The organism is Dermacoccus sp. GAS27A, from assembly GCF_044909235.1.
GTDB lineage: Bacteria > Actinomycetota > Actinomycetes > Actinomycetales > Dermatophilaceae > Dermacoccus > Dermacoccus nishinomiyaensis.
In genome coordinates, this window is the sequence record NZ_JBIYDW010000007.1 from 138110 (window position 1) to 151163 (window position 13054).

Consider the following 13054-nt stretch of genomic DNA (forward strand, 5'->3'; position numbering starts at 1 on the left):
CGACCGCGCCGACGGGCGCGGCGCGCTCACGCAGTCCGGCGAGGCCGTTGCCGTCGCTGGGTCCGCACGGCGCGCCGCGTCCGTCGTCGACGACCGAGACGGGTGGGTTCGGGGGTGACGTCGACGTGCGTGGCCCCGCTGCGGCGGATGACGTACGTCGCCGCCTCGCGCACTGCCCAGGCGAACAGTTCGCGCGGGTCGGGCGCGACGTCGTCGACGCTGCACGGCAGGTCGGCCCGGATGCCGGCGTCCGTGAACGCCCTTCGCGCGCGGGTCGATTCGCCCGACAGCGACATCTCGCGATAGCTCGAGACGGTCGTGCGGACGTCGGCGAGGGCGCTGCGTGACAGCTGCTCGACCTCCGCAATCTGCACCTTCGCCTTCTCGGGTCGACGTCGACGCCCGAGACTTCATTGATCGCCTCGACGAGTGTCATGACCGCGTCGGACAATGTCGCGCTCACGCACCGGCCGCCACCTGCTGCGCGGATGTCGCTGCTCGAGCCGTCGGCGACGATCTCGCCGTCACGCATGACGACGACGCGGTCGGCCCACGCGTCGGCCACTTGGAGGTAGTGGGTGGCGAACAGGATCGTCCGGCCGCGCGCGACGGCCGCGTGCGGCGTCATGCCGAAGACGCTGACGCCGCCCGTCGTCGGTTCGCTCAGACCGAGGACCATGTCGATCGTCGTCGTCTGCCCGCACCGTTGGGGCCGAGGAACGCGACGACCTCGCTGGGCGCGATCTCGAGGTCGACCCACGGACGGCCTCGACGCGCCCGTGCTGGGCCGGGGAAGGTCTTCGTCACGCCGGTAAGGGTGGTGGCTGCGTTGTTCATGCCTCGAGCCTCGCCGCGACGACGCGTGCGGGCCTCGGGCGGACGTCACGACCGCGCCATGACAAGTGTCACGAGTCGACGCTGCGGCGGCGGCCGGCCGTCAGTATCGGCGGTTCAGGGGTCACGCTTCACCGCGAGATCGCGCGTGACAGAGTGAAGGCATGCCCAGTTCGCCGACGAAACCGACGCGTAGCCCTGTGACGAAGGCGGGCGCGGGCACCGCTGTCGGCTGGATGAGTGTCGCCGCCGTCATCACGATCCTCGTGACGCGCGGGTACCTGCTCGCGACGGGCTACCCCCAGGTCGGCGGCGAGATCTTCCACATCGCACACGCCGTGTGGGGTGGGTTGCTGCTCATGATCGCGTTGACGCTTGTGCTGTCCCTGGCCAATCGGTGGGCGACGGCGTTCGCCTCGATCGCGGGTGGCATCGGCATCGGGTTGTTCGTCGACGAGATCGGCAAGTTCATCACGAAGGACAACGACTACTTCTTCCCTCTCGCCGCGCCCCTGTGCTACGCGATTCTCGCGGCGCTCGGGGTGGCCGCGATGCGGGTGGGCTCGCAACGGCCGCCCCACGCTCGCAATCACCTCTACGCCGCGCTCGAACTCATGAAACCGGCGGCTGACGGGCCGCTCACGCGCAGCCAGGTCGAGACGATCGAGGGTCACCTCGACGCCGTCAGGCGCGACGAGCCGACGGGGCAGGAGCGCGCCATCGCCGAGGGGCTGGCGCAGGCTCTCGACGTGGCGCGAAGCCAGGCCGTCCCCGATGACGAGCGTCGCGTCGGGCGGATGATGGAGCGTCTCGACGCGGTCGAGGAGCGGCTGCTGCCGCCGAGCCGTCAGCGCAAGCTGAGCCGTCTCGCGCTGGGCGTGCTCGCTGTCGTCGGTGTCTTCGCCGGTCCGGGCCTGTTCGTCTACTCGCTGTGGCAGGCCTACGGCCCGGACGCCGTCAGCGGCCACAACAGTCTCCTCGGCGACCACCCGGGCAAGGTCGCGTGGACGGCCGCGAGCGTCGCCGCGCTCATCGGCACCGTCGCCGCGTTCTTCGCCTGGCGAGCGGTGAAACGACTCGGTGACGACAGCAGCAGCCTCGCCGACGGCGCCCGCTGGGGCATCGCGGCGCTGTTGCTCATGCTCGGCGGCGTCAATCTGCTCAACGCCTACTTCAACCAGTTCCTCGTCTTCATCAATGCATGCCTCGAGGCGGGCGTCGTCGGGCTGCTCGCCCGCGTGAAGAGCCGCGCCGACAAAGCCGCGAAGACGTTGGGGCACGACCACTCCTGACGGCGGCCGGACTCCGTGGTCGCGCGCTTGCACGCACGAACAGAGACGGTTGGGCGCACCTGCCCGACACGCCCGCGGGCCGACGGTGTCAGCCCTGGGACGGCTCGCGTTCGCCGACCGGCTGGCGCGCGAACCACGCCGCGAGAATGGCGCCCGAGACGTTGTGCCACACCGAGAACACGGCCGACGGCAGCGCGGCCAGCGGCGAGAAGTGCACCTTGGCCAGCGTCGCGGCGAGGCCGGAGTTCTGCATGCCGACCTCGAACGCGAGCGCGCGGCGCGCCTTCACGTCGAGGCCCGCGAACCGTGCGGCGAGGTAGCCGAGCAGCAGCCCGAAACCGTTGTGCAGCACGACGGCGAGGAAGACGATGCCGCCGACCTTCGCGAGCTTTCCGGCGCTGCCGGCGACGACGATCGCGACGATCCACGCGATGACGAACGCGCTGATCCACGGCAGCGCGGGCGCGATGGCGCGTACGCCCTCGTCGCGGATGACGAGCCTGACGACGACGCCGAGCACTATCGGCACGAGCACCGTCTTGACGATGTCGACCATCATCGACCCCGCATCGACGTGCAGGTACGACCCGGCGAGGAACGCCGTCAGCAGGGGTGTGACGACGGGAGCGACGAGCGTCGAGACCGTCGCGACGGAGACGCCGAGGGCGACGTCTCCCTTCGACAGGAACGTCATGACGTTCGACGCCGTCCCGCTCGGCGCGCAGCCGACAAGGATGAGCCCGACGGCGAGCTCGGGGGAGAGGTTGAGTGCGTGCGCGATGATCCAGCCCGCTCCCGGCATGATGACGTAGTGCGCGGCCAGCCCGATGAGCACGGCCCACGGGCGGCGCAGGACGGCGGCGAAATCGCGCGGCGTCAGCGTCAGCCCCATCGTGAACATGACGACGCCGAGCAGGTACGGCACCCACGACGCGTGTGACGTGAACGTCGACGGGCTGTTGTACCCCCACAACCCGGCGATGATGACGACGATCGGCAGCACCGTCACCGCGATCATGGCGGCGCGACGCTGCGCGGGCGTCTCGACGGCGTCGGCGCCGCTCGTCGAGTGGGTGGTCGCTGAGTCGGTGGTCACCGAGTCGGTGGTCGCGGGAGTGGGGTGCTGCTCGTTCGTCACATTCGTCAGAGTAGAGGCGGGCGCCGACAGCAGTTGGCGATGTTCACGCAGCGGGTCCAGCCGTGCCGACGGTGCGAGGTGGGGGGCGCGAAAAGCGTTGCCGCCGGGGCCCGCTCAGAGCATCGTGGCTGCGGCGGGGTCGCTCGCATGCGTAGAAGCGACGCCGGGCAACATCGAGAACCGAACTAAACTGGCGTCACCATGACGTCCCACACCGCCGCGCCCGTTGACACGCCCACCTCGAAACTTGTCGCCCCGCTCGGTGGGCGACGCGCCTGGGCGATCTGGACCGCGGCGGTGAGCGTCTACGTCCTCGCCGTGTTCCACCGCACGTCGCTCGGCGTCGCGGGCATCCTCGCGGCGCAGCGCTTCGGGATCTCGAGCGGACAACTCGCGACGTTCGCGATGGTGCAGTTGCTCGTCTACGCCGTCATGCAGGTGCCCGTCGGCGCGATGCTCGACCAGTTCGGTTCGAAGAAGCTGCTGGCCGCCGGAACGCTGACGATGACGCTCGGGCAGGCGTGGTTCGCGTTCGCGTCGACGTTCGCGCAGGGCATTGGCGCGCGCGTCCTCGTCGGCACGGGCGACGCGATGATCTTCGTGTGCGTCCTGCGCATCGCGGCGTTGTGGTTCCCGGTGCGACGCGCGCCGATGGTCACGCAGATCACCGGGTTCGCCGGCCAGCTCGGCTCGCTCCTCGCGGCAGGGCCACTCGCCGTCAGCCTGCACAGCCTCGGGTGGCGCACGACGTACCTCGGCGCGGCGGCGTTCGGCGTCGTCCTCGGCGTCGTCATGTGGTTCGTCGTCATCGACTCGCCGACGCACGACGAGCGCCGCGACTCGATCCGCCTGCGCGCCGTCGGGCAGACACTCGCGCAGGTGTGGCGCGAGCCCGGCACGAAGCTCGGCCTGTGGGCGCACTTCACCGCGCAGTTCTCGATGAATGTGTTCATGCTGCTGTGGGGTTTCCCGTTCCTGACGAAGGGGCAGGGCCTGTCCGAGGGTGCCGCCAGCACGCTGCTCAGCATCATGGTCGTGACGATCATCGTCACGAGCCCACTCATGGGCACGTTCACCGCCCGCTTCCCGCACCGACGCTCGGTCGCCGTGTTCGCCGTCGTTCTCACCGTCATCACGCTGTGGACGATCGTGCTGCTGTGGCCCGGCCGTGCACCGTTGTGGTTGCTCGTGCTCCTGTGCATCGCAATGGCGTTCGGCGGACCAGGCTCGATGGTCGGCTTCGACGTCGCCCGCTCGTTCAACCCCGCCGCACGCATCGGCAGCGCCAACGGCATCGTCAACGTCGGCGGCTACGCCGCGTCCGTGACGTGCATCGTCCTCATCGGCCTCGTGCTCGACCACGTCGCCCCCGGCGGCCCGGCGACGTACGACGTCGAGGCGTTCCGCAAGGCGATGAGTGTGCAGTACCTCGTGTGGGCACTGGGCCTGGCGATGATGTGGCACTACCGCCGCCGCACCCACGACGTCGTCCTCGCCGACGACGACTACGCGCACCTGCGCGCGGGCGTCTCCCGCCGCCGCACCGAGCGCGCCGGGGCGGCCGAACACCGAGGTGCTACCCGCGCGTAAGCCCCTCCGCCGTCGCGAGCCTGTGCCAGGGTGGCGGAATGAACGAGTTGAGCAAGGGAGCCAACGCGCCCCTCGGCGGCACCGGCCTCGCCATCACGGTCGTCGGCACCCAGCCGGGCACGGTCGACCTCATGGTGCTGCAACTGACCGCAGACGGGGTCGTGCGCACCGACGACGACTTCGTCTTCTACAACCAGCCCCGCTCACCCGAGGGCGCGGTGCGTCTCGACGGTGGTGACATCACCGTCGACCTGTCCGCACTCCCGCCGCAGACCGAACGTCTCGCGGTCGCCGTCGCGATGGACGACGCGGCGCCGGGGTCGCTCGCCTCGTCCCCGCAGCTCGCCGTCACGATCGACACGCACGGTGAGCGATACGCCGTCACCGCAACCGGATTCACGAGCGAGCGCGCGGCGGTGCTCGTCGAGATCTGCCTGCGAGGCGGCGCCTGGAAGGTGCGCAACGTCTCCGCAGGATGGGACGGCGGGCTGCCCGCGCTCCTGCGCGAGCACGGCGTGAGCGTCGAGAACGACACGCCTCAGACGCCCCTCGCGGCCGCCTCGACAGCTGGACCGCTCCCCGCCACGCCTCCTGTGGCTGCGCCTCCTGTTGCTGCGCCGCCTGCCGCTGCGCCGATGCCGTCGTCGAGCGGCCCGGTCGATCTCGGCAAACGCACGGGGGCGATCAGCCTGACGAAGGGGCAGCGTGTCTCGATCGAGAAGTCGCCCGTCATCACGGCTCGCATCGAGTGGCCGGCCGCCACCGACTACGACGTCTTCGCTCTCGTGCGCTACGCCGACGGCCACGACGAGACGGTCGCGACGTTCGGGACCAAGGAGCAGCCCCATGCCACGCAGCGCTCCTCGGACGGCGCCGTCACGCATCTCGGCGACGTCGGACGAGCACGGACGGCACGCACCGGTGGGGGACTGTTCGGGCGCAAGAAGCAGAGCCCGCCTGCGCCGATGGCGAGTGAGACGATCGAGATCCGTCTCAACCCGAAGGTCGTGGCGGTGCTGCCCGTCGTGTACTCGGCGCAATCGAACGGCACGGGGTCGTTTCGCCGCTATCAGGTGTCCATGTCGATCGACAACGGCGCCGGCACGAGTGTCCGCATCGATGCGAGCAACGCGAGCGATCACGACAACATCTACACCTGCGTTCCGGGGATCGTCGTCAACAGCCCCGACGGGGTGATCGTCGACTCGCTCGAGTTGTACTCCGCGCCGACCTCGGAACTGCGCCCCGTCCTCGACGACCACCTCACCGTGCACATGGACGCCGGGGGGCTCAACCTCTACAAGTGAGAGTGGAGCACTCGCTCAGCTGGGCGACACGTCGAGTCAGCTCGCGGGGGTGGCGGCGCACTTGCTGCCAAGCTGCGTCATCGCAGCCTTGACACGGCCGTAGGCGTCGGCGTTCTTCGTCGGCGTCGCGAGTTCGATGACGTGCCCGGCGAGGTTGACGTGCGTCGGCTGGTAGGTGAGCTGCTGCGTCACCTTGCCGTCGTCACCCTTCGTCAGCTTCACGTCGACGATCATGCCATCCTGCGTCGACGGTTTGAGGCTCGAATTGATGCTCGGACCCTGGTTGCTCAGGAAGTTGCCCATGCCGTAGACGACGTACTTGCCGTTGATCTTCTCGCACGACTGCGGCACGTGGACATGCGTGCCGAGGATCGTGTCGACGTCGTCGCTCGCGAGCAGTTTCGCTGCGAGTTCGCGTTGCTCGGTGGAGGCCGGGATGCTGTACTCCTTGCCCCAGTGCATGCTGAGGACGACGACGTCCGCGCCCGCAGCCTTCGCCTTCTTCGCGTCGGCCAGGATGCCCTCGGCCTTGACGACGGGGAACTGCCAATACTTGAGCCAGGGCCATTCGGGCGGCACGACGGTGTTCGAGGCGTCCGCGTTTCCGGTCGTGTACGAGTACGCGAGCTGCGCGACCTTGACGCCCTTGACGTCGTACATCACGGCGCTCTGGCCGGTGCTCGGCGTCGGCGTCGGGCCCTGGTTCTTCAGACCCGCGTCGTCGAGCGATTTCTTCGTCTCGCCGACGCCCTGGATGCCGCGGTCGATGACGTGGTTGCCGACGCGGTCACAGCCGTCGAACCCGGCACGCTTCAACGATCCGGCGACCTCGTGCGGGACATTGAAGCTGAGCGTCGCGGGGATGGAAAGGTTCGTGTTCGTCGTCGACAGCGGCGTCTCCATGTGGCAGATCGCGAGATCGAGCGCACTGATCGGCTTGGTGACGTTGGCGAACATCGGGTCGAAGTCGTAGCCCTTCGCGCCCTTCGCCGCCGCATTGTGCGCGGCGTCGTCGCGCACGGGCACGTGGACGAGGATGTCGCCCGAACCACCGATGTCGATGCTCTTGCCGGCCGCGAGGCCCGGCGCGTTCGACGAGCCGGGTTGCGCCGACGACGCGCCCGAGGCGCCCTGAGAACCGCTGGCCCCTGACGCCTTGGACGACCCGGCGCCTGACGACCCGCTGCTCTTCGATCCGTCGTCGTTCGATGAGCATGCCGCCGCGCTCAACGTCATGGCCACCGCGAGCATTGTCGCGGCCTTCCGCATGCCGTGGTTCCTCGCCCCCTGGTTCATGTGCCAACGATAGACGGGGTATTGACCGCCGCAGCAGCAATTGAAGGCGTTCCGGTGACGCAGCACTCTCGTGCCCCCGCAGGTCGCGCAGACCCGCCTGCGCCCCTGCGATTCATGTCCACATCGGCGATCTACGTCCACATTCGCGCAGGTTGGTTGACGCTGCCGAAACCACGTCGGATCTCATCTCGCATCGTCAACCCTGCCCAAGAGCCAGAACACGCCGCAGCCCCCGTCCGAACTCGGACGGGGGCTGCGGCGTCGCTGAGCGTGACGCTCAGGGGTGGGTCACTTCGTCGGCTTCTCGGCCTGGGAGTCGCCGGGTGCCTTGTCGATGGAGCGCTCGGTCTCGTGGGCGTCGTGGCCCGGCATCGCCCAGCGCGCCGTCGTCATGCCCTCGGCCTTGGCGCGCTCGAGCGCTTCCTCGACGGTCTTCTGCGCGGCCGCGGCGTCGACCCAGTGCGAACCCTCTTCGACGGACTTGCCCGGCTCGAGCGCCTTGTACGTCTCGAAGAAGTGCGACATCTCCTTGAGCGTGAAGTCGGAGACGTCCTTGATGTCCGTCACGTGGTCCTGACGCGGGTCGCCCGCGGGGATGCACAGGATCTTGTCGTCGCCGCCGGCCTCGTCGACCATGCGGAAGACACCGATGGCGCGGGCGCGCACGACGCAGCCGGGGAACGTCGGCTCGTCGATGAGCAGCAGCGCGTCCAGCGGGTCGCCGTCCTCACCGAGGGTGTCCTCGATGTAGCCGTAGTCGGCCGGGTAGTGCATCGCGGTGAACAGGATGCGGTCGAGGCGGATGCGGCCCGTCTCGTGGTCGACCTCGTACTTGTTGCGTGTGCCGCGCGGGATCTCGATGGTGACGTCGAACTCCATGGTTCGTGCCCTCCGGATAGCTGGTGTAATGGTCGTTCCTTAGTGTTCCGTACCGGGGCGCGGATGAAAAACTCGTCATCGACGTGCGATGGCGCGGCAGCAGGACGCGATTAAGGTGGTGCCCCGATGAAGAAGCGGACGTGGGCCGTCAGCGGTGCGCTCGTGGCGGCGCTCGCGGGGTACGGCGCGCTCGATGCGTACGACGTGGTGCCCGGCGTCCTGACGCTCGCGCCGACGAACACCCCCAAGGCCGTGACGGTCGAGGGCAAGACGTATGAGCCGTTGCAGAAGGCCGCGTCGGCGTCGTTGCCGTCGGCGAGCGTCGGGGCCGCGCCGAGCGCGAACGAGGTGAAGAAGTCGGTCGAGGCGTCGCTGAAGAACCCGTGGTTCGGTTCGCCGACGGCGGTGACGGTACGCGATGCGTCGACGGGAACTGTTCTCTACGAACACGATTCGAGCAAGGCGACGACGCCGGCGTCGGTGACGAAGCTCGCGAGTGCCTTCGCGATCGCCCATAGCGAACTCGACCTCGACAAGGGGCTGACGACGCGGGCGACGCTCGAGGGCAGCACCCTCGAGCTCGTCGCCGGCGGTGACATGACCCTCGCCGAGGGGGTGGGCGATGCGACGAAGGTCGCCGGCCGCGCAGGCCTCGGCGACCTCGCGGCGCAGAGCGCGGCGGCGCTGAAGAAGCAGGGCGTCACGAAGGTCACCGTCGACACGAACACCTCGTACGCGCCCGGGCCGAACAAGGCGAAGGGGTGGGAGGACGCGCTGTTCGACTACGGTTTCACGGCGCGCATCACGACGTTGGCGCTCGCCTCCGAGCGCGCCGACAACCGCACCCCGGCCGTCGCCGACCCGACGAAGGACGCCGCGGAGGCGTTCGTCAAGGAACTCGGCAAGCGCGGTATCACGGCGACGTACGGCAAGAACGTGACGACGCCGGTGGCGGGGCAGCAGCTCGGGTCGGTGACGTCGGCGCCGGTGCTCGACCTGCTCGGTCTCGCCTTGCAGGATTCGGACAACTCGATGGTCGAGTCGCTCGCCCGTCAGGCTGCGGCGCTCGACGGCGTGCACGGCGATTCGGCCGCGGCGGGCACGTGGGTGACGTCGGTGCTCAAGCGTGAGGGCGTCGACGTCAGCGGCGTCAAGCTCGTCGACACGAGCGGTTTGTCGTCGGGCACGACGCTGCCGGTGCGGGTGCTCGGCGACGTGCTGACGCGCGCATCGACGGGCAAGGATGCGACGTACGCGCGCGTCATCGAGCGGTTGCCGGTCTCGGCGTGGAACGGCACCCTGCACGATCGATACATGCGCGCCGAGTCGCAGGACGGCGCCGGTCTCGTGCGGGCGAAGACCGGGTCGTTGCCTGACGCGTCATCGCTGGCGGGCCTGGCGACGACGAAGAACGGCCACCCCCTTGTGTTCGCGGTGACGACGAACGGCACGTTCTCCGACGGTGCCATCGGCGCCAAGACGGCCGTCGACCACCTCGTCGCCGAGTTGACGAAGCTGCCCTGAACTCAGCACGTGTTGACGCTCGGCAGCATGCGTTGTCGAATCGCCGGCTGTCGCGTCGCCGCTCATGTTGACCGTGGATTCAGGCTGCCAGAACGGACGCACCGCTCAGGCGCTTCGGCGCAGTTCGTGCTCGACGGCTCGGCGGATCCAAGCCGAGACCGACCGATCGTCAGCTCGAGCGGCGCTCTTGACCTCTTCGAGCAGCTCGGCAGGGAAGCGGACCGAAACGGGTGTGCTCAGCCGTTCCTTCCGCCGACGAGGCGCGCCTTGGGGCTGCTGGTTGGCTGCGTCGGCATAGAAGCCGTATTACTGCTGCGCGCTCATGGGTTCAGACGTCATGACGGTCCTTCCGGTAGGTCGCGGCCAACGCTGACGAGGTGACGTAGCACCCGATGGGGCGGCACCTCGACGGGTCGCCCGAACGAGATGGCGCCGGCGCCACCATGGGCGCCTCTCCGGTCACCTCGGCCATCATCGGCGCCGCCCTCGGCATCGGTCGCCATGCCGCGCAGCAGTGCTTCGCCTCATAGGCGACGACCCTGACGCTCACAGTGACTTCGGCGGGCATCGTGCTCGCCGTTGGCCGCTGTTCTTGCTGCCACGGTGCAACAACCCTCACCGAACAACCTCGACGTAGAGGTGCTCGTGACGGCGACGGACGTCGCCTCTCTACGGGATCTCATGCCCTACCGCTGGCCCGTCGACTGACCTCGGTGCGCGAACCGTGTTGGGGCGTCAAGCGATGGAGTCCGTCGAGGGTGGCGGGCTCACACCGGCGACCTCGACTCCCGTCCGCTGCTCGACTGGTTCCTGTCCGAGCAGATCGAGGAAGAAGCCACCGTCTCGCAGATCGTCGGGCGTCTGAAGTTCATCGACGGCAACGGTCCCGGCCTGCTCCGTCTCGAAGCCGAACTCGGCGCCCGCCCCGTCAAGACGACGGAGGTCTGAGCGTGCCGCCCCGTCGTGGGCTCTCGGACTCGACGCCGGGCGATTCGCGACCGTCAAGGGGCTGTCAGCGCCGCGCGGTAGCGTGAGCAGCATGGGTGAACCGAGCTATATCGACTGGCGTTTCGCCGCGACGACGGGCAAGAAACTGCATCGCGGCGGCCCGCGCCTCAGTGCCGCCGAAGCGAGCGACGCCGTCGCCGAACTGCGTGACGCCGCCTGCCGCGCCCACGATCCAGTCGCGCAGACGGCGCAGCTCGTCACGCCCGACGACATCGGCGCGGTGCGCGTCGTCGACCGCAGCGCGTGGGTCGACGTCAACATCGCCTCCCTCGACGGCATGATCGCGCCCGTCGTCGACAAGATCACCGCCAAACGCGCCGCCGGGCCGGTCGCGCGCGCCATCACCGCCAAGGTGAGCGGGGGAGAGATCGGCGGGCTCATGGCGTTCATGTCGAGCAAGGTGCTCGGTCAGTACGACATCGCACCCGGCGGCACGCCGTCGCTGCTGCTCGTGGCGCCCAACATCGTCCAGGTCGAACGCGAACTCGACGTCGACCCGCACGACTTCCGCCTCTGGGTGTGCCTGCACGAAGAGGCGCACCGCGTGCAGTTCACCGCCGTGCCCTGGCTACGCGAGCACGTCGTCAGCGCCGCCCGAGACCTGCTCGTCGACATGGCGCCGACGCCCGAGGAGATGGCGACGCGCGTCGGCGAGATCGCCAAACGTGTGCCCGAGGCGTTCAAGGAGGGCTCGATGGGGCTGAGCGACATCTTCGCCACCCCCGAACAACGCACGCGCATGGCCGACCTCGCCGCCGTCATGTCCCTGCTCGAAGGCCACGCCGACGTCGTCATGGACGACGTAGGCCCGCAGATCGTGCCGAGCGTCGAGACGATCCGCGCCCGCTTCGGCGACCGCCGCGCCGGTCTCGGCAACATCGACAAGCAGCTGCGACGCCTCATGGGCCTCGAGGCCAAGATGCGCCAGTACCGTGACGGCGCAGCATTCGTGCGCGGCGTGCAGGAAAAGGTGGGAATCGACGGTTTCAACGCCGTCTGGGCCGCCCCCGAGAACCTGCCGACGCCCGCCGAGATCCAGCGCCCTCAGCTGTGGGTCGAACGCATCCACGGGTCGCTGTTCCGATGAGTGGCCCGCACCCCAGCGTCGCTCTGACGCGCCTCGCCGTCCGCACCGCGCTGCAGCGCACGTTCTCGAGTGATGCCGCGGGTGAGCGGCGCGTCGTCGCCGGCGTCAGCGGGGGAGCCGACTCCATGGCGCTCGCCGCGGCCCTCGCGTTCGAGGCGCCGAAGCAGGGCGTCGCGGTCGACGTCGTCATCGTCGACCACGGGCTGCAAGCGGGCTCGGCGGACGTCGCCGAACGCGCGCGCCGCGCCTGCGTCGACCAGCTCGGCTTCGCGGACGACGACGTGCGCACCGTCGCCGTCATCGTCGACGCCGACGCGCCGGAAGGGCTCGAAGCGGCCGCCCGCGCGGCCCGTCGTCGAGCGCTGTTCGACGTCGCGGACGCAGTGGGCGCGGCGCGCGCCGTACTCGCGCACACGGCCGACGACCAGGCCGAACAGGTGCTGCTCGGCCTCATGCGCGGCAGCGGCACCCGAGCGCTCGCCGGCATGCGCGCCGACCGTGCGCGCCTGCTGCGACCGTTCCTGCTCGGCCCCGAGATCGTGCCAGGTGGGCCGGTGCGGCGCGTCGACACCGAGCTCGCCTGCGAAGCGCTCGGCCTCGAACCATGGCACGACCCGCACAACGACGACCCGGCCTTCAGCCGGGTGCGCGCGCGCCACACCCTCGCGGCACTCGAACGTGAACTCGCGGCACCGACACTGCGCCGCAGCCTGTTCCGCACGGCAGCGGCCGCCGGCCGCGACGCCGACCTGCTCGACCGCCTCACCGACGAGGCGCTCGCACGCTCCGCGGGCACCGACGACGCCCGAGCCTGGCCAGCGACGTGGAGCGTCGTAGCGCTGGTCGGGCTCGACCCTGCGCTGCGCATCCGCGCGCTGCGCCGCCTCCTCGTCCTGCACGGCGCCCGCGACGCCGAACTGTCGAGCGGGCACCTGTTCGACGTCGAACGGCTGCTCGTCGCCTGGTCGGGGCAGGGGCCGATCGACGTCCCGGGTAGCGTTGAGGTTCGACGCGTCGGGGGCGAGATGACCATCAGCCCACGCCGCAAGGGAGAATGACGTGGACGGCCGCCCGCGAGCACGCGCGGTGGCGAGCGCCG

Annotated in this window: 12 protein-coding genes; 6 read left to right on the top strand and 6 right to left on the bottom strand. The window is 69.6% G+C overall.

Going from position 1 to position 13054, the window contains the following annotated elements:
- Window positions 1-26 precede the first annotated feature (26 nt).
- Together ABH936_RS09170 and ABH936_RS09175 are read right to left on the bottom strand one after the other, a co-directional pair.
- Window positions 27-374 carry a hypothetical protein gene (locus ABH936_RS09170; protein ID WP_404603072.1) on the bottom strand — a complete coding sequence of 116 codons (348 nt, stop codon included), beginning with the start codon at window positions 372-374 and terminating at the stop codon, window positions 27-29.
- 289 nt (window positions 375-663) lie between these two features.
- Window positions 664-837, bottom strand: coding sequence for a hypothetical protein (locus ABH936_RS09175; protein ID WP_404603074.1), 174 nt, complete (start codon window positions 835-837; stop codon window positions 664-666).
- A 161-nt stretch (window positions 838-998) separates the two neighbouring features.
- Here ABH936_RS09175 and ABH936_RS09180 point away from each other — a divergent pair, with 161 nt between their 5' ends.
- On the top strand, window positions 999-2126 hold the full coding sequence (locus ABH936_RS09180) for a hypothetical protein (protein ID WP_404603075.1): 1128 nt from the start codon (window positions 999-1001) through the stop codon (window positions 2124-2126).
- Between the two features lie 88 nt (window positions 2127-2214).
- On the opposite strand, the gene ABH936_RS09185 is transcribed toward ABH936_RS09180, so the two are convergent.
- Complete coding sequence (locus ABH936_RS09185) at window positions 2215-3144, bottom strand: bile acid:sodium symporter family protein (RefSeq protein ID WP_404603105.1); 930 nt, start codon at window positions 3142-3144, stop codon at window positions 2215-2217.
- A 321-nt stretch (window positions 3145-3465) separates the two neighbouring features.
- Between ABH936_RS09185 and ABH936_RS09190 the strand changes: the two genes are divergently transcribed.
- Window positions 3466-4854 carry a nitrate/nitrite transporter gene (locus tag ABH936_RS09190; RefSeq protein ID WP_404603076.1) on the top strand — a complete coding sequence of 463 codons (1389 nt, stop codon included), beginning with the start codon at window positions 3466-3468 and terminating at the stop codon, window positions 4852-4854.
- 38 nt (window positions 4855-4892) lie between these two features.
- On the top strand, window positions 4893-6161 hold the full coding sequence (locus ABH936_RS09195) for a TerD family protein (protein ID WP_404603077.1): 1269 nt from the start codon (window positions 4893-4895) through the stop codon (window positions 6159-6161).
- A 36-nt stretch (window positions 6162-6197) separates the two neighbouring features.
- Here ABH936_RS09195 and ABH936_RS09200 read toward each other — a convergent pair whose 3' ends face one another.
- Together ABH936_RS09200 and ABH936_RS09205 are read right to left on the bottom strand one after the other, a co-directional pair.
- The gene (locus tag ABH936_RS09200; RefSeq protein WP_404603078.1) at window positions 6198-7430 is read right to left on the bottom strand and encodes a CapA family protein; all 1233 of its coding nucleotides are present in this window, start codon (window positions 7428-7430) and stop codon (window positions 6198-6200) included.
- A 315-nt stretch (window positions 7431-7745) separates the two neighbouring features.
- Window positions 7746-8336 (bottom strand): inorganic diphosphatase, encoded by a 591-nt coding sequence (locus ABH936_RS09205; RefSeq protein ID WP_006943947.1) that lies wholly within the window; start codon window positions 8334-8336, stop codon window positions 7746-7748.
- Window positions 8337-8462: 126 nt separating this feature from the next.
- Between ABH936_RS09205 and dacB the strand changes: the two genes are divergently transcribed.
- Window positions 8463-9860: a D-alanyl-D-alanine carboxypeptidase/D-alanyl-D-alanine-endopeptidase gene (dacB, locus tag ABH936_RS09210; RefSeq protein ID WP_404603079.1), complete on the top strand. Its 1398-nt coding sequence runs from the start codon at window positions 8463-8465 to the stop codon at window positions 9858-9860.
- A 105-nt stretch (window positions 9861-9965) separates the two neighbouring features.
- Here the strand turns inward: dacB and ABH936_RS09215 are convergent, their stop codons facing one another.
- Entirely contained in the window at window positions 9966-10100 is a 135-nt protein-coding gene (locus ABH936_RS09215) for a YlcI/YnfO family protein (protein ID WP_404603106.1), read from the bottom strand.
- A gap of 799 nt (window positions 10101-10899) precedes the next feature.
- Here ABH936_RS09215 and ABH936_RS09220 point away from each other — a divergent pair.
- Together ABH936_RS09220 and tilS are read left to right on the top strand one after the other, a co-directional pair.
- Window positions 10900-11955 carry a zinc-dependent metalloprotease gene (locus ABH936_RS09220; RefSeq protein WP_404603080.1) on the top strand — a complete coding sequence of 352 codons (1056 nt, stop codon included), beginning with the start codon at window positions 10900-10902 and terminating at the stop codon, window positions 11953-11955.
- On the top strand, window positions 11952-13013 hold the full coding sequence (gene tilS, locus ABH936_RS09225) for a tRNA lysidine(34) synthetase TilS (protein WP_404603081.1): 1062 nt from the start codon (window positions 11952-11954) through the stop codon (window positions 13011-13013). Before ABH936_RS09220 ends, tilS begins: the two co-directional genes overlap by 4 nt.
- Window positions 13014-13054 lie beyond the last annotated feature (41 nt).

Excerpts from the sequence above, each read along its gene's own strand:
- ABH936_RS09185 (WP_404603105.1), bottom strand. The coding sequence starts at position 3,144 with ATGATCGCGGTGACGGTGCTGCCGATCGTCGTCATCATCGCCGGGTTG.
- dacB (WP_404603079.1), top strand. The coding sequence starts at position 8,463 with ATGAAGAAGCGGACGTGGGCCGTCAGCGGTGCGCTCGTGGCGGCGCTC.
- ABH936_RS09220 (WP_404603080.1), top strand. The coding sequence starts at position 10,900 with ATGGGTGAACCGAGCTATATCGACTGGCGTTTCGCCGCGACGACGGGC.
- ABH936_RS09175 (WP_404603074.1), bottom strand. The coding sequence starts at position 837 with ATGAACAACGCAGCCACCACCCTTACCGGCGTGACGAAGACCTTCCCC.
- ABH936_RS09195 (WP_404603077.1), top strand. The coding sequence starts at position 4,893 with ATGAACGAGTTGAGCAAGGGAGCCAACGCGCCCCTCGGCGGCACCGGC.
- tilS (WP_404603081.1), top strand. The coding sequence starts at position 11,952 with ATGAGTGGCCCGCACCCCAGCGTCGCTCTGACGCGCCTCGCCGTCCGC.
- ABH936_RS09200 (WP_404603078.1), bottom strand. The coding sequence starts at position 7,430 with ATGCGGAAGGCCGCGACAATGCTCGCGGTGGCCATGACGTTGAGCGCG.
- ABH936_RS09190 (WP_404603076.1), top strand. The coding sequence starts at position 3,466 with ATGACGTCCCACACCGCCGCGCCCGTTGACACGCCCACCTCGAAACTT.
- ABH936_RS09205 (WP_006943947.1), bottom strand. The coding sequence starts at position 8,336 with ATGGAGTTCGACGTCACCATCGAGATCCCGCGCGGCACACGCAACAAG.
- ABH936_RS09180 (WP_404603075.1), top strand. The coding sequence starts at position 999 with ATGCCCAGTTCGCCGACGAAACCGACGCGTAGCCCTGTGACGAAGGCG.